The organism is Neisseria musculi (assembly GCF_014297595.2).
GTDB classification, from domain to species: domain Bacteria; phylum Pseudomonadota; class Gammaproteobacteria; order Burkholderiales; family Neisseriaceae; genus Neisseria; species Neisseria musculi.
This window is the reverse complement of record NZ_CP060414.2, coordinates 2220263-2235491: the sequence shown is the minus strand read 5'-3', so window position 1 is coordinate 2235491 and position 15229 is coordinate 2220263. Positions and strand designations below refer to the sequence as shown.

Annotated in this window: 14 protein-coding genes; 7 read left to right on the top strand and 7 right to left on the bottom strand. The window is 53.7% G+C overall.

Translation table 11 applies throughout. The annotated features are described in order from the left end of the window. The first annotated feature begins 357 nt into the window (after nt 1-357). Entirely contained in the window at nt 358-669 is a 312-nt protein-coding gene (locus H7A79_RS11555; RefSeq protein WP_187000330.1) for a hypothetical protein, read from the top strand. A gap of 167 nt (nt 670-836) precedes the next feature. Further along, on the top strand, nt 837-1568 hold the full coding sequence (locus H7A79_RS11550) for an LOG family protein (RefSeq protein WP_187000329.1): 732 nt from the start codon (nt 837-839) through the stop codon (nt 1566-1568). Nucleotides 1569-1648: 80 nt separating this feature from the next. Here the strand turns inward: H7A79_RS11550 and H7A79_RS11545 are convergent, their stop codons facing one another. The 3 genes from H7A79_RS11545 to H7A79_RS11535 form a co-directional block, all read right to left on the bottom strand. Continuing rightward, nucleotides 1649-1945: a hypothetical protein gene (locus H7A79_RS11545; RefSeq protein ID WP_187000328.1), complete on the bottom strand. Its 297-nt coding sequence runs from the start codon at nt 1943-1945 to the stop codon at nt 1649-1651. An 814-nt stretch (nt 1946-2759) separates the two neighbouring features. After that, the gene (locus H7A79_RS11540) at nt 2760-3086 is read right to left on the bottom strand and encodes an FKBP-type peptidyl-prolyl cis-trans isomerase (RefSeq protein ID WP_187000327.1); all 327 of its coding nucleotides are present in this window, start codon (nt 3084-3086) and stop codon (nt 2760-2762) included. Between the two features lie 53 nt (nt 3087-3139). Then, complete coding sequence (locus tag H7A79_RS11535) at nt 3140-3367, bottom strand: DUF2061 domain-containing protein (RefSeq protein WP_135037240.1); 228 nt, start codon at nt 3365-3367, stop codon at nt 3140-3142. Nucleotides 3368-3518: 151 nt separating this feature from the next. Here H7A79_RS11535 and H7A79_RS11530 point away from each other — a divergent pair, with 151 nt between their 5' ends. The 3 genes from H7A79_RS11530 (at nt 3519) to gltX (ending at nt 7281) form a co-directional block, all read left to right on the top strand. Beyond that, complete coding sequence (locus H7A79_RS11530) at nt 3519-4469, top strand: D-2-hydroxyacid dehydrogenase (RefSeq protein ID WP_187000326.1); 951 nt, start codon at nt 3519-3521, stop codon at nt 4467-4469. Between the two features lie 208 nt (nt 4470-4677). After that, on the top strand, nt 4678-5565 hold the full coding sequence (locus H7A79_RS11525) for a DegV family protein (RefSeq protein ID WP_187000325.1): 888 nt from the start codon (nt 4678-4680) through the stop codon (nt 5563-5565). Between the two features lie 321 nt (nt 5566-5886). After that, on the top strand, nt 5887-7281 hold the full coding sequence (gene gltX, locus H7A79_RS11520; RefSeq protein WP_187000324.1) for a glutamate--tRNA ligase: 1395 nt from the start codon (nt 5887-5889) through the stop codon (nt 7279-7281). Between the two features lie 430 nt (nt 7282-7711). Here the strand turns inward: gltX and H7A79_RS11515 are convergent, their stop codons facing one another. Then, nucleotides 7712-8542: an SDR family oxidoreductase gene (locus tag H7A79_RS11515; RefSeq protein ID WP_187000323.1), complete on the bottom strand. Its 831-nt coding sequence runs from the start codon at nt 8540-8542 to the stop codon at nt 7712-7714. A 121-nt stretch (nt 8543-8663) separates the two neighbouring features. On the opposite strand from H7A79_RS11515, the gene H7A79_RS11510 reads away from it, so the two are divergent. Continuing rightward, a complete protein-coding gene (locus tag H7A79_RS11510) occupies nt 8664-9113 on the top strand; it encodes a c-type cytochrome (RefSeq protein ID WP_187000322.1) in 450 nt (149 codons plus the stop codon). Nucleotides 9114-9173: 60 nt separating this feature from the next. Here H7A79_RS11510 and H7A79_RS11505 read toward each other — a convergent pair whose 3' ends face one another. Further along, nucleotides 9174-9377, bottom strand: a complete 204-nt coding sequence (locus H7A79_RS11505) for a hypothetical protein (protein WP_187000321.1) — start codon at nt 9375-9377, stop codon at nt 9174-9176. A gap of 133 nt (nt 9378-9510) precedes the next feature. Here H7A79_RS11505 and H7A79_RS11500 point away from each other — a divergent pair, with 133 nt between their 5' ends. Continuing rightward, on the top strand, nt 9511-10161 hold the full coding sequence (locus H7A79_RS11500; RefSeq protein ID WP_186999880.1) for an IS1595 family transposase: 651 nt from the start codon (nt 9511-9513) through the stop codon (nt 10159-10161). On the opposite strand, the gene H7A79_RS11495 is transcribed toward H7A79_RS11500, so the two are convergent. After that, nucleotides 10158-10454 carry a DUF3841 domain-containing protein gene (locus tag H7A79_RS11495; RefSeq protein WP_187000320.1) on the bottom strand — a complete coding sequence of 99 codons (297 nt, stop codon included), beginning with the start codon at nt 10452-10454 and terminating at the stop codon, nt 10158-10160. The two genes, H7A79_RS11500 and H7A79_RS11495, sit on opposite strands and share 4 nt — an antisense overlap. Nucleotides 10455-11091: 637 nt before the next feature. Then, a complete protein-coding gene (locus tag H7A79_RS11490) occupies nt 11092-14991 on the bottom strand; it encodes a translocation/assembly module TamB domain-containing protein (RefSeq protein ID WP_187000319.1) in 3900 nt (1299 codons plus the stop codon). Between the last annotated feature and the right edge of the window lie 238 nt (nt 14992-15229).

Here is a 15229-nt window from a genome sequence, read left to right as displayed (position 1 = left end):
CAGGCCGTATGAAAACGCAAATTGAAAACCTGCTTGAGCACACCACATTCACTAGACAGTTTGATGTTGCATAAAAACGAATTTGGGGCCGATCTCTGCGCGGCAGAGGCAGTTGTTTGGCTGCTGCCTGACTGCGTGTAGAATATAGTGAGCCTGCTTTATTTCTGTTACGGCGTTATTGCGCCTTATCGGAGAGAATAATTTTGTAAGCCACTGTATCGGCAACAGAATCAGTCTCGTATTTATTGCAGTTTGCTGCTTTGTAGCGGAAATAAAGCGGGATTATTATACGGCTTCGGCCCGGTAGCCTGTGGCGGGCCGGCAACTCCCCTATTGATTTTTAAGGATACTCTATTAATGGCTAAATCCATTATCAGCATTTCAGATATTGAAGGTGAACCCGGGCAAGTTGAAGTCAGCTTCGACATCGGCGAAAGCGAGGAAGACGGCCTCACTGCTGCGCAAAACTTTTCTATGATTATCAATTACTTGATAAAGTGCATAAACACGGAGGAATTTCTAAAATTGGCTTTAGCGGTTGTTAAAGAGAATCAAGATGAGTTAGATCATCCTGAGCTGCTCGAAATACTGGAAGCTCTGGAAACGCTGGAAATTTCTGAGGCTGAGAAAATATTGAGTATTGCACCCGCTTCCAAACTGATTCACTAACGGCTCCGCTCCAAACAGGCCGTTTGAAAATATTTTCCGCTATCTGTATCTCTGCACACAAACAAGTGCACCAAGCCTTTGCCCCCTGCCCCTACCCGCAAAGGATTGCGCTTAAAGCATAAGTTGATGCCGATGCAAACGGCACATTTCCAACTATTGAGGCAACCATGAACCTTTACCGCAAGCTGCCGGCGCCGATGCTGCCCGAAGAAACCCGCCGCGAAATTCAGGCGCGCGAGTCTTACCATGTTTTAAAGCTCATTTCAGAATTTGTCGAATCAGGCGAAGAGTTGCGTGCCATCCAGCCGGCTGTGAGCATTTACGGCAGCGCGCGGACACCGGCCGGCCACCCTCATTATCTGTTTGCCGAACGCCTTTCACGCAAACTTTCCGATGCCGGTTTTTCGGTGATTTCCGGCGGCGGCCCCGGCATTATGGAGGCGGCCAATAAAGGCGCGTTTGCCGGCAGAAGCCCCGCCGTGGGGCTCAACATCGTGCTGCCGCACGAGCAACATGCCAACCCGTATCAGAATTTATCCATTAAATTCCAACACTTCTTTCCGCGCAAAGTGATGTTTGTGAAACATGCCGTGGCCTATGTGGTGATGCCCGGCGGTTTCGGCACGCTTGACGAGTTGTTTGAAAGCCTCACCCTCGTGCAAACGGGCAAAACGCCCAGCCGACCGATTATTCTGGTGGGCAAAACCTTCTGGCAGGGTATGGTGGATTGGGTTCGCGACCAACTGCTCGGCAACGGCATGATTGCCGAAAAAGATTTGGATTTGATGCAGCTTATCGATGATGAAGACGAAATCGTAGCGCATATTTTCGCCCACTACGAAAACCGCCCCGACGGCCTGTTCGAGCCGCAAAACAACACTTGGGAGTTGGGTTTGTAGCAACAGCAGAATGTTTTCTAAAATCGGTTAGGCCGTCTGAAAAACAGTTTTCAGACGGCCTTTGTTTGGTTTGGCGTGTATCAGGGTTGCAGGGGGGAAGAGTCTTGCGGCAGCGGCTCTGCGGGAGTGGTTTCAATGGCAGCGGCGGGGGTGGCGGGGGCGGACATCGGGTTGTCGGCAGCCGGCGGTGCGGCAGTTACGCTGTCGGCCACATAAATGAATTTTACGCGGTCGTCTTCTTTGGCAGACAATTTCACGCCTTGGTATTGCACTTCCTGCAGGCCGGGAAAGGCTCCCTGGCTGCCGATATTTTCAGCAGAGGCAAAAGAGGCGGCGGCAGCGGCCAGTGCGGCAAAAGTTAAAGTGGTTTTCTTCATTATCGATCCTTTCGGTTTGGTTTATCTGTTTAATAGGGCTACGGTTTGACGGTGGGTTTGTGCGAGAGTTTTTGGTGTGAGTTTAAAGGCGGGTTAATAAATAACAGGTTGATAAAATAAAACTGCTGCTTTGGTAAGTTGTGCAAACAACCCGGGGGGGTTCTGATATATGATGTTAAATGTGAATAACCGGATAAGCCGCTTTGCTGTGAATCCGACCGTCTGAAAACGCAGGCTGAGCCGGTTTGAAGAGGCTTTACGGCTTTGCGGGATAAGCCGCAGCTGTTGGGTTGTGCTGCGGCTGCTCTGTCATCAGCCCTTAAAGCTGCTAAAAATCTATGTGGACGTTGGGAAAATGACCGGCCGGCCCGATAAATTCTATGAGCTTTTGCGCCTGCGGCGTTAAACGCGGTGGTAGCGCATTGCAGGGTGTCGGGCGGGGCGTTTCAGCGCATCCGGTGCCGTGTCTGCCATTGCTCCGTTGGCACAAGTGGGCGGCTTTACCGCAGGTTTACTGCAGGAGCGGCGGTATTTATGTTCGGCATCGGTTGGTTTATGCTAACTTATGCCGGCCATGCTTCAAAAATCTAAAGGCAATGGTTTAACAAGCCGTTGAAGCAGCAACAGAATTGGCTATGTATATCTGCGCAGCGGCGCTGCGTATGATTGTATGCAGGCCGGGGCATCATGCCGGCATTTTTTGTTTTGTTTCGGATTGCTCTGTTGCCGCCTAAAACAAGGCCGTCTGAATATTTTCAGACGGCCTGAAGAAGATTTGCAAGGGGTGCCGGCCCGTTTGAACCGTGGCGGCCGGTTATCCGTAAACTTTCAGCAGCTCCACTTCAAACACCAATGTGGCATTGGGCGGAATTACGCCGCCGGCACCGCGCGTGCCGTAGCCCATTTCGGGCGGAATGGTCAGCCTGCGCTTGCCGCCTTCTTTCATGCCGCCAAAGCCTTCGTCCCAGCCGGCAATCACTTGCCCTGCACCCAGCGTGATGGTGAGCGGCTGGCGGCGCTCGAGGCTGGAATCGAATTGGGTGCCGTCTTCCAGCCAGCCGGTATAGTGTACGGTGATTTCTTTGCCTTTCACGGCTTCTTTGCCGCTGCCGGTTTCGATGTCTTCAATAATCAAGCCCATGGCTCTGCTTTCTTAATCGGGTTGGGGCGGCAAGCATAACATAAAAACAGGCATCAGTTGCCTACGCATTGGTGCAGCGGAAAACGGCTTTTGCAGGCGCGCAAATTGTTCTTTTTTTCGTAGCGGTTCCATGCTTTTTCGTGAAAATAAAACACAAATGTGTTGGCCAGCGGCTCAATCAAAGCCACCGCGCCGGAAACGCCGATGCTGCCGGTTAAAACATAGGCTACGCTGAATGCCACGCTGAAGTGTAAAATGGCAAATGTGATGGTTTTCAACATGGTAGGTTCCTTTTAAGAGCCTTTAAGAGGCCGTCTGAAATGATATCGATTGGCATCATAACGGGGCGGTGATGGTTAAGAAATTTGATTCTGCCAATATTTTATTAGTTAAATTTTATCGTATTGAAGATTTCGATAGCAAAGGATAATTATGAAAACATTGAGCATTGTTGCGCTCGACCGCGACACGCTGGCAGACAAACCGTTTGATTTCGATTTCAAATTCAAACTCGCCGAATACGGCAATACTGAGCCGAACAACACGGCAGAGCGCCTTCAGGGCGCGCAGGTTGTGATTACCAATAAAGTGGTGGTGGATGCCGGGCATATCGCAGCCAACCCGCAGTTGAAACTGATTGCGGTGGCGGCCACGGGTGTGAACAATGTTGATGTGGCGGCAGCCAAAGCAGCCGGCGTGGCAGTGTGCAATATCCGCGCCTACGGCAATGATTCTGTGGCCGAACATGCGTTTATGCTGATGATTGCCCTGATGCGAAACCTGCCCGCTTATCAGCGCGACATTGCCGCAGGCGTGTGGGAACAGTCGCCGTTTTTCTGCCATTTCGGTGCGCCTATGCGTGATTTGAACGGCAAAACGCTGGTGATTTTCGGGCGCGGCGGCATCGGCACCACGCTGGCCGGTTATGCCCGTGCGTTCGGCATGAAAGTGTTGTTTGGCGAACACAAACAAGCCGTGGCCGTGCGCGAAGGCTATGTAGCATTTGATGACGCTATCCGCATGGCCGATGTTATTTCGCTGCACTGCCCGCTCACCGCACAAACCGCTGGCATGATAGGTGAAGCCGAGCTGGGGCAGATGAAGCCCCAAGGGGTATTGGTGAACTGCGCCCGTGGCGGCTTGGTCGATGAATATGCGCTGATTGCAGCGTTGAAATACGGCACATTGGGCGGTGCCGGTTTCGATGTGCTTACCGAAGAGCCGCCGCGCAACGGCAGCCCGCTGCTTAAAGCGCGTTTGCCAAACCTGATTGTTACCCCGCACATGGCCTGGGGCAGCATAGAGGCCCGCAGCCGCCTGTTTGATATGTTGATAGAAAACATTAACCGTTTTGTGGCGGGCAAGCCGCAGAACCTGCTTTAAAGCATTGCCGGGCAGGCAAGTTACACAAGCCTGATACAGCGGATGCCGTCTGAAAACATCAAACCTGATAATGTTGTCCACAAATAATAAAAAAAGAAATAAACAATTTATTCATTATCATAGACAGAATAAAATATACCGTTTATCATTATTAAAAACCGTTTATACTTATTTTGATTATTTGACAACTACAATAAAGGGAGGCACCGTGGCCGGCTCATATTCACTCTACCGCTGCGCCGTTTTAGCCACTTCCACCAGTATGCTCGACAGCATACTCGACCGAAACAGCCCGATTCATATGTTGCGTTTGAGTGTGCAGATGGGCGGGGAAACCTATGCCGAAGGCTTGGATTTGAAAGCCGAAGAATTTTATGATTGGATGCGCAGCCACCCCGAAGAAAAAGCGGTTACTTCACCACCCGACATAGAGGCTTTATGCCAAACATTTCACTATTTGAAATCGCAAGGTTATCAAGAAGCCATCATAACCACCATCAGTGGCAAACTGAGTGAAACCGCAGCCGTTATCCGCAAGGCGGTGCAAACAATGGAAGGCAAGCTGAAGATTCATGTGGTCGATACCGGCACCACCTGTATGCCCGAGGGTTTTTTCGCCCTTGAAGCCGTGCGCCTGCTTCAGGCGGGCAAAACAGCAGCAGAAGTGGTGGCATATCTCGAAAAGTTAAAGCCGCGCTGCGAAATTCTGTTTGGCGTAAATTCGCTGACGCAGCTCACCAAAACCGGCGGCCTGCTGCGCATCGGCGCGGCGTTTAACGATTGGCTGGGTTTGAAAACCGTTTTGCGCTTCAACCATAAAGGTGCATCGCATTTGGCCAGCGTGCAGGACGATGAACAATTGATAGAGCGCTTGATCGAAGCCATTATCGTGATGACGGTAGATAAAAACCCCACACATTTGGTGATATCGGGCGGTTATTGCGGCGATTACCAGCTCTACCAGCGCTTTGCCCGCAAACTACACGCGAAAACCGGCCTGCATTTGGAACACGGCATACCCGTTTCCCCTGTGGTCGGTACTTACTTAGGCTTGAATGCCGTGGGAGTGGGCATTGTGGAGCGGTTGCCGGAATAAGAGAAAAGTGTTGACAACAGAGCAGCTGCCATGCAACTCCCCAGTTGCCTGATAAAAATGGTTGGCTCTAGTCTAACAGAGCTATTCTGCTAGTCTAGAGCCTTCTTATTGGTTGGTGATTTGATTTATCTGACTATGCCTACTTCCCATCGAAACAGACGTATCAGCATTGGCAAAGCTCTCGCTAACGTTTGGCTTTCCCATGCTTCCTGCCTTTGCCATTTTCACTGCCGCCGCCGTTTTCAGACGGCCTCGGGATGATGGCGCGCACTGCCCCCCTTACATTACAATAAAGCCCTTTGAAATCACCGAAAGCACATCATGACCGTTCAAACCCGCTTTGCCCCCAGCCCCACCGGTTATCTGCACATCGGCGGCGTGCGCACCGCCCTGTTTTCATGGGCGTTTGCCAAAAAACACCGGGGCAGCTTTCTGCTGCGTATCGAAGACACCGACCTGGCACGCTCCACCGCCGAATCGGTAAACATTATTTTAGACGGCATGAGCTGGGTCGGGCTGGATTACGACAATGCCGCCAACGTTATCTACCAAACCCGCCGTTTCGACCGTTATCGGGAAGTGATTGCCGAACTCTTGGCGCAAGGCCGGGCTTATCATTGTTATTGCAGCAAAGAAGAGCTCGAAGCCATGCGCGAAAAAGCCGAAAAAGAAGGCACCGCCACCTACGACCGCCGCTGGCGGCCGGAGCCGGGCAAAATGCTGCCGCCCGTTCCGGAAGGGCGCGAGCCTGTCGTCCGCTTCAAAACCCCGCTGGATGGCGTAACCAAATGGCACGATTTGGTGAAGGGCGAAATCAGCATTCCCAACGAAACCCTCGATGATTTGATTATCGCTCGCGCCGACGGCACGCCCACCTACAACTTCTGCGTGGTGGTGGACGATTGCGATATGGGCATCACCCATGTGATTCGCGGCGACGACCATGTGAATAACACTCCAAAGCAAATCAACATCTTAAACGCTATCGGAGCCAAACTGCCCGAGTATGCCCACCTGCCGATGATTTTGAACGAGCAGGGCAGAAAAATTTCCAAGCGCAGCGGCGACACGGTGGCCATTACCGAGTTCGACCAAATGGGCATTCTGCCGCAAGCCATGCTCAATTATTTGGCACGCCTGGGTTGGGCGCACGGCAACGATGAATTTTTCACCATGCAGCAGTTTGTCGAATGGTTTGATTTGAAAGACGTTTCGCCCTCGCCCAGCCGCATGGATCTGAAAAAACTCTATTGGATTAACGGCGAACACATCAAAACCACCCCCAACGCCGAGCTGGCGGCGCTGGTGAAACCCCGTTTGGCGGTGCGCGGCGTGGAAACCGGCGGCAAGCCCGCGCTGGAAGAGGTGTTGGCGTTGGTGAAAGACCGCGCCCAAGATTTGAATGCGCTGGCCGATGAGTGCGTGTATTTCTATCAGAAAGCGGTGCCGGCCGAGTCGGATATGCAGAAGCATTGGAATGAGGAGGCTGCCGCGCGTATGCTGCGTTTTGCCGAAAAACTCGAAGGCCTGCCCGATTGGAACGCCGAGACCATCCACAGCCTGTTTAAGCCGTTTTGCGAAGCCGAAGGCATCAAAATGGGGCAGCTCGGTATGCCCCTGCGACTGGCCGTGTGCGGCACGGCGAAAACCCCCGGCGTGGATGCCGTGCTGGCGTTAATCGGCAGGGAAGAAGTGTTGAAACGGATCCGTTCTTGATTGAAACGGCCCGGTAAAGTAGGGATTTTCTACCCGGGCCGCGACCTTTGCAAAATTCATTCAGGCCGCCTGAAACCATATTGAGATGCGGTTTCAGACGGCCTCAAGCATTGCAGGCACCATCACTGAACACGGTTTGATTTTATTGGCCGGCAGGAAAGAAGTGCTGTTCCAATCAGTTTGATAACACCGCTATTTTCTACAACCAGGCCGTCTGAAAACCGCCGCAACGTGCTTTCAGACGGCCTGAAGCCTGTGAAACACCGTTACTCGAACCGTGATTTGATTTTTTTATCAGTTGGCGGGGAGGCGTTGAAACCCTTCCGCTCCCGATTTTGAAAGGTTGGATCATGCGGGATTTTTATAATATAGGCCGTCTGAAAACCGCCGCGATGCGGTTTCAGACGGCCTGAAACCTTTTCAGACACCGTTATTTAAACCATGATTTGATTTTCTGAAACAGCGACATACTCTGTTTTTCAAAATCACCGCCCTGCTGCACGGCGGGTGGCGGGGCTTCGCGGTAAACGGGCAGCGCGCCGAAACTCTGCGCCACCGGCATGATTTCGATGCTGTTCACATTCATATGGGCAGGGCGCTGGTAAAGCCACAAGGCGGTGTCGGCAATATCCTGCGGGCGGACAAACTGCACATTTTCATACAGCCCGGCGGCGCGTTCGCCGTCGCCCTTGAAACGCACGTTGGAAAATTCGGTATCGCCGCACAGGCCCGGCTCGATGTTGCTCACGCGCACGCCCGTGCCGGCCAAATCGGCGCGCAGGTTAAGGCTGAACTGGCGCACATAAGCTTTGGTGGCACCATAAACATTGCCGCCCGGATAGGGGTAGGTGCCGGCAATCGAGCCGAGATTGATGATATAGCCGCTTTTGCGCTCCACCATTTGCGGCAGCACTTGGCGGGTCAGATAGCTCAGGCCGACAATATTGGTTTGAATCATGGTTTGCCAATCGTTGAAATCGGCTTTGTCGGCCCCGTCCAGGCCGAGTGCCAAACCGGCGTTGTTGATCAGGCAGTCGATTTCGGCGAAGCCCTCGGGCAGGCTCTGCAAAGCATGACAGATGGATTCGGTGCGGGTCATATCCATTTCGAGGGGGTGGAACAGCCCGCCCAGCTCCGCCTGCAGGGCTTCGAGTTTGTGCAGCCGCCGCGCGGCTCCCACAACCTGATAACCCGCTGCCGTAAAGCTGCGGCACATGGCTTCGCCGAAACCGGCCGATGCGCCGGTGATGAGAATCGTCATATCTTTCTCCTCGATAAAGTTCAAACGGTTTTGCACGCTGTTTAGAAAACACCCGCCGCCGTGCGGTTTCGGGTATGATAGCGGAACCATAACAACCATAGCAATATAAGGAAACGCCCGCATGAAAACCAAATTGATTCCCGCGCTCTCTGCCGCGCTTATCCTTGCCGCCTGCGCCGGGGAGCCTGATGTACCCAAAGGGCCGGTGTCGGAAGCGCGCACCACCGCTTTCAAAGCGATGATGCCCAATTTCAGCAGCATGGGCAAAATGGTGAACGGCGATGAGGTTTACAACGTGGAAACATTCAAAACCGCCGCCGCTGCGTTTGCCCAAGAGAGCAAAAAGCCGTTTGAACATTTCCATAAAGACGAACAGGGCGACGGCGACACATTGCCGGTAACGTGGGAAAACCCCGATGCCTTTAAAGCCGAGCAGGAAAAATTCCACGCCGCAGTGGATGAATTGAACGAACAGGCGCAAACCGGCAATCTCGAAGCCGTTAAAACCGCCTATAACAATGTGGGCGCAAGCTGCAAATCCTGCCACGATACATTCCGCAGGCCGAAGTGATTTTCAGACGGCCGCCGCATCTTGCGGCGGTTGCCGCTTCTTTGGCCGGTTTGTCGGCATTTAACGGGCGGTAAAACAGTCTGCTTTAACAACCGATGCCGGGTCAAGTTGCCAAAATACGGCTTGTATTTCATATATAGCCGGGTTCGGGATCAGATTCAAATCAAAAATTCTCAACCAACTTTTTTCTTTGGCTTGTTGCAGATCCGCAGCAGAAAGCTTGTTTTCCATATTTTCATGGTGTTCGTATTCTTGGTCGTCCAAAGAAAAAAGTGATTATTTAAAACAGCATGCCAACCCTCAAAGCTGCTCAGCAGAACATCAGTATCAGGCATCAAAATTCAAGGGGCTGTACTAGATAACTAGGGAAATTTAACTTCAGGTTAGAATAATCCCTATGAGAAAAAGTCGTTTAAGTCAGTACAAGCAAAACAAACTGATTGAACTATTTGTTGCAGGTGTTACCGCCCGCACAGCGGCGCAATTAGTTAGCGTCAATAAAAATACCGCTGCCTATTACTTCCACCGTTTGCGCTTACTTATCTATCACAACAGCCCGCATCTGGAAATGCTTGATGGTGAAGTAGAAGTTGATGAAAGCTATTTTGGCGGACAACGCAAAGGCAAACGTGGTCGCGGTGCGGCTGGCAAAGTGGCTGTATTCGGGCTTTTGAAGCGTAATGGTAAGGTTTACACCGTTGCCGTACCCAATACACAAACTGCGACTTTATTGCCAATTATCCGCGAGCAAGTGAAGCCTGACAGCATTGTTTATACCGATTGTTACAAAAGTTATGACGTTCTTGATGTGAGCGAATTTTCACATTTTCGGATCAATCACAGCACACATTTTGCTGAGCGACAAAATCACATTAACGGAATTGAGAACTTTTGGAACCAAGCAAAACGCCATTTACGCAAGTTTAACGGCATTCCCAAAGAGCATTTTGAACTGTATTTGAAAGAGTGTGAATGGCGTTTTAACAACAGTGAGATAAAATTTCAAATTTCTATTTTAAAACAATTAGTAAAGCAGGATTTGTTCTAGTTATCTAGGACAGCCCCAAATTCAATGCGGACTCCTTTTTCACCTTGCTGAAAATGTCCTCTTTTTCTCAAGTCCGGCTTCGGCCGTTTGCTCCCGTGAGCATGATACCAAGCCCACAACGGGAAGCGGGCACCTGCCGGGGCAGGTGTTTTTTCAGCCAAACGCTGAGACATCCATTGATACGCCTCCATTCTCTCAGGCATTACATAGCGCTCATCTGCCGTATAAACACCTTGCTTTTGGAGAATGGCAAAATCACCGGCAGGGCGTACTGTCCATAGTTTTATCAACATTCAGTATGTATGGTTCGGGTTGTGGGAACGGAAGTATAGCGGGCTTGCAGGCAATATAGTGATTCTGTTGCCGCCCGAACGCCGGTAAGCCGCTCACTTCGAGCCACGATGCAGCAACGCCGCAGCTGAAATAAAGCGGATTCGCTGTGTATCACCAACACACGGGAAAGGCTTGGGCAAAATAAAAGCAGGCTTTCCGATATGCCCATGCTGCCGGCGAAAGCGGGAAGGCCGTCTGAAAAGGTTTTCAGACGGCCTCGGCTGTTTTAACCATGCCCCTTAATCGAAACGGATGCTGTATTCCATCTCGCTGCCCCATGATACGTTGCCGACCCGGGCAACGGCCTGCAGGGTGCGGGAGAGTTGGCACACGGGTTTGGCGACTGCCCTGCGCTAAAAATCAGGCCGTCTGAAAAGGTTTTTCAGACGGCCTGTATGGCTTTTTGGCCGATGCCTGCCTAATCGAAACGGATGCTGTATTCCATCTCGCCACCCCATGATACGTTGCCGACCTGGGTAACGGCCTGCAGGGTACGGGAGAGTTGGCACACGGGTTTGGCGACTGTCCTGCACTAAAAATCAGGCCGTCTGAAAAAGCTTTTCAGACGGCCTGTATGGCTTTTTGGCCGATGCCTGCCTAATCGAAACGGATGCTGTATTTCATCTCGCCTCCCCATGATACATTGCCGACCCGGGCAACGGCCTGCAGGGTGCGGGAGAGTTGGTAAACGAGTTTGACCGACTGCTCGGCACTGCCCACGCCGTATTCGTAGCCCATATACAGGTTGTTGGTGAGCTGCTTGCCTACCGTGAGCACCTGCTCGGCGGGGTTGAGCTCGCCGGTTTGGGCATTGCGGCTGCGTTTGCTGGTGAAGCCGAAATCGTCTACCAGGCCGAGTTTATCGTTGACGCGTCCGGCCAAAAATGCGCCGGCGGCGGCGGAAAGGGCGGCTTCATCGCCATCGCTGCCGCTGCTGGCACGGTTGAGAATCAGCCACGAGAGTTTGTCTTTTTCACTCATGGCTTCATCGGCTACCAGCGAAACGCGCGGGCTGTTGAGGCTGCCGAGCACTTCCACGCCCGCGCCTACGGGTGAAAGGCGGCGTTCGGCACGGATATTGAGGTTGGGGTCGGAGAGCGGGCCGACAAACGAGATGTGGCCTTTGGTGATGTCGAGATCCTGGCCGTAGGCTTTATAGCGGCCTTTCACCACGGTTACGGTGCCTACGCCCTGCACGGTTTCGCCGGGTTTGGCAGTGAGCCTGAGCCGGCCGCCGAGGGTAACGTCCAGCCCTTCGCCGCTGAAGCGCAGGCTGTTGTTGAGATCAAGCACCAAATCCATGCTGATGGGGGTGGGGCTGGCGGGGGCTTTTTCGGGCTGCCCCAACACCACCACATCGTCATCGAGTGCGGGCATAGACGATTTCTGGAAGCCGAAGTGGCCGGAATCGGCTTGGAGTGTGCCGTTTAGGGTAACGCCGCCGGTTTCGGTGTAGCGCATTTTGGCGTTGCCGCTGAGGGTGAGGCGGCGGTTGGGTTTGTCGAGCGCGCTGTAGCGGTTGAATGCCAAATCTACATCGACATCGGGCTCGGCGTTGTTCAGGCCGACCGTGCCTTTGAGCTCGACAGTGCCGCCCCGGTGAAAACGCAGGTGGTCGATAATCCAGCTCTGGCCTTGCAGACGCGAGCGCAAAATGCCGTTATCGAGAATCAGGCCCAAATCCTGATTGCGGTAATAAAGATTGTTGCCGTTGAGCTTGCCGTTAAACTGCGGTTGGCCGATGCGGCCGTCTATGGTTGCCGTGCCGAGCAGGTTGCCGCGCAGGCTTTGTCCCACGGGCAGAAAGTTGCGGAAGGTTTCGAGATTGGGCGCGCTGATGCTGATTCTGCCGTTTATCGGTGCAAGTTTGATGTCGCTGCCGAATTGCTGGCTGATGGTCAGGCTGCCGTCTATCTTGCCGTAGCCGGTAACACCGTTGAGTGTGCTGTCGATGCGGCCGTTTTGGAGGCGTGTATTGAGCGCGAGGGAGGCCAAACCCAGCATCTGTTTGCGGTAGGGCAGCTCGATATCGCCGCTTTGACGGCGGATGTTGAGATAGCCGCGTGCATTGCGGCTGTAAGATAAATCCCAGTCGCCGGAGAGTACGAGATTATGCTGCACCGGCGGGGTGTAGAAATTGTGCAGCTGCGCCATGTGCAGGTTGTCGGCACGGCCTTTGGTGGTGATGCCGTTTTTTTTGTCCCACGCAAAATTTTCCATGTTGAGGCTGCCGCCCATCGCGCTCCAGCGGGCAGCACTCAGCGCCACACGTTGGACCCCGGCTTCAAGGCTGATGCGGTTTTGCAGCTTGAGGTTGAATGCGCCGCCGATGTCGAGCGTGCTGAGAGTACCTTTCCATTGCTGTTTGTCGTCCAAGCCGCCGTTGGCATCGATTTCGAGTTTGTAGGGTTTGCCTTCGAGTGCCAGGCTGCTGCTGCCGTGGATGCGGTGGCTGCGGCCGGTGCCGTTAACAAACAGGTTGACCGCGTCAATCACGGTGCCGCCCGCGCTGATGCGGCTGCCTTTGAGCTCGATATTCAGGGGGCGGCTGTAGTCGGGCGAGCCTTTGAGTTTGAAGTCGAGCGAGTCGGCCTGCGCTATGCCGCTGATGCGCAGGTTGCGCGCCCGGCCGGCCAGGTCGGCTTCGAGTTGTTTGGGTTCGCCGGCGATGTAGCCTTTGGCGGTGAGAAGGCCGGCCATGCCGAAGCCGAAGCGGCTCAAATCGGGGGCGTTGATGTCGATATGGAGACGGTCGCCTTTTTTGCCGAAGCTGCCGTTTGCTTTGATGCTGTTGCTGCCCAAAAGAATGTCGGCGGCGGCACGGGCGAGATGTCCGTTTTCATAAAGCACATCGGCATTGCCGCGCAGGCCGATGCCGGATAGGGTGCTGGGGCCGAACTGCATTTTGCCGCTGTATTTTTGGTTGGTGATTTCGCCGTGGAGGTTGGCGGTGCCGTTGATATTGCCTTCGGGAAACTGTGTGTTGAGTTTGGCAGGGTTGAAGTTTTTGCCGGTAACGGCCAACTTTAAGATTTGCTTTTGAAACAGTTCCAGCGAGCCTTCGGCATTGATTTCGCCGCCTTTTTCCGGGCGGATGCGGGCGTGTTTGAACAAGATGGTCTGCTGGCCGTTTGCCGCATCGGTGTGCATTTGGATCAGGCCGTCTGAAAGGGTGTTGCCGGTGTTTAAATTCCAGCCGGTTTCCAGATTGCTGAACGCACCGCCGAGGGTGAGGGTACCGTTGAGGCTGCCGCTCAGCTGCTGCTCTACGGCATCAGCGGCGCGGATATTGCGCAGGGCGGCGGCCAGCGCGAGCTGCTGTTTGGCGGTGTCGATGTTGCCGGCAATGTTTACCGTGCCTTTGTGCATCAGCTTCACGGCGATATCCTGAATATCAATCAGGCCGTTTTCGTTGATGGTGAAGCGGCCTGCCAGCTCGCGCACGGGAATACCGCCGGCGTCGGCAGCGGCTGCGTTGTGGTTGGCCAGATCGATGGAGCCTTCGAGCGAGAGCCCTTTCTCAAACGAAGGCACAACGGTGGCATCGAATTCGAGCAGCGATTTGGGCAGGGAAGATAAAAATGCCTGCGGGTTGATGTTGAAGCCTTTTATCTGCACCAGTTTGATTTTGTCGTTGAGTTTGGCGGCAAACGGATGCAGCACCGATTCGGCGTGCAGGCGTATTTTTCCGCCATCGATGCGGATATCGGTTTCCACATCGCGCAGGCTGCCCCACAGGTGGGTTTGGGCATCGATATACTGCCCATCCAGTTCGCCCTGCCCGTAAATGGCGGCATTGAGGGAAAACGGGCTTTTTACGCCGAGGGTGGCACTGCCCGAGGCGTTGTTCCACGGGGTTTGCAGATCGGCCAGTTTCAGGCTGTGCAGTTGGTGGTTGTAAACATACGATGCGCTGAGCCGGTTGAGGTAAACGGTTTGGCGGTCGGCGCGGGAGCCGATGCTGATTTTGCCCGTTTCGAGTTTGTCGAGCGCCACTGCAACGGGCAGGCTCACGCTTTCGGGCAGGCCGGATGCCGGTTTTTTTTCAGACGGCGGCACGGGTTTGGTAACGATTTGAATGTCGCCCGCAATCAGGTGGCGGATGTGCAGTTTGCGTTGCGCGAGTTGGCGCGGATTCCAGCTGAAAGAAAAGCGGCTGATGCCGATGTCGGCACCTTCGGTTTCCACGCGCCAGCCCTCGCCGTGAAAACCGCTCCACAGCGTGCCTTGCAGGGTTTTCGAGCTGATGTTCGCGCCGAACCACGAGGGAATGTTATACAGGCCGTAACGCAGCCCCGATTCGGTGCCGGCCAGCCACACCGCCGCGCCGGCAACGGCTGCAAACGACAGCAGTAAAACCAGAAAAAACGCCCGCAGCATCCGCCGCCACAGGCTTTTTTCAGGTTTTTTTTCAGACGGCCCGTGTTCGGGCGGTTTGCCTGTTTCGGGAGCGGCTGCCGTTTCGGAAAGCGCGGGGCTGTCGGAGGGTCGGTTCATCAAAAAACTTCCTTCATGTTGGCGGCGCAGCGTTTGCCGCGCGCGCTGGTGCCGCTTTACGGTAAAACGAAATCACGGCGGCGCGGCTGCCCCGCTTTAAAATAATGGCGGCATCAGTCTGTTTTGCCGTATTGCATACTGCTTGCCGCCCGCAGTTTTTCGGGTTGCCGGTGCGGCGTATGTTCGGGCACAAGGCCGTCTGAAAAGTATGCGGCGGGTTTTTCAGACGGCCTTTTTG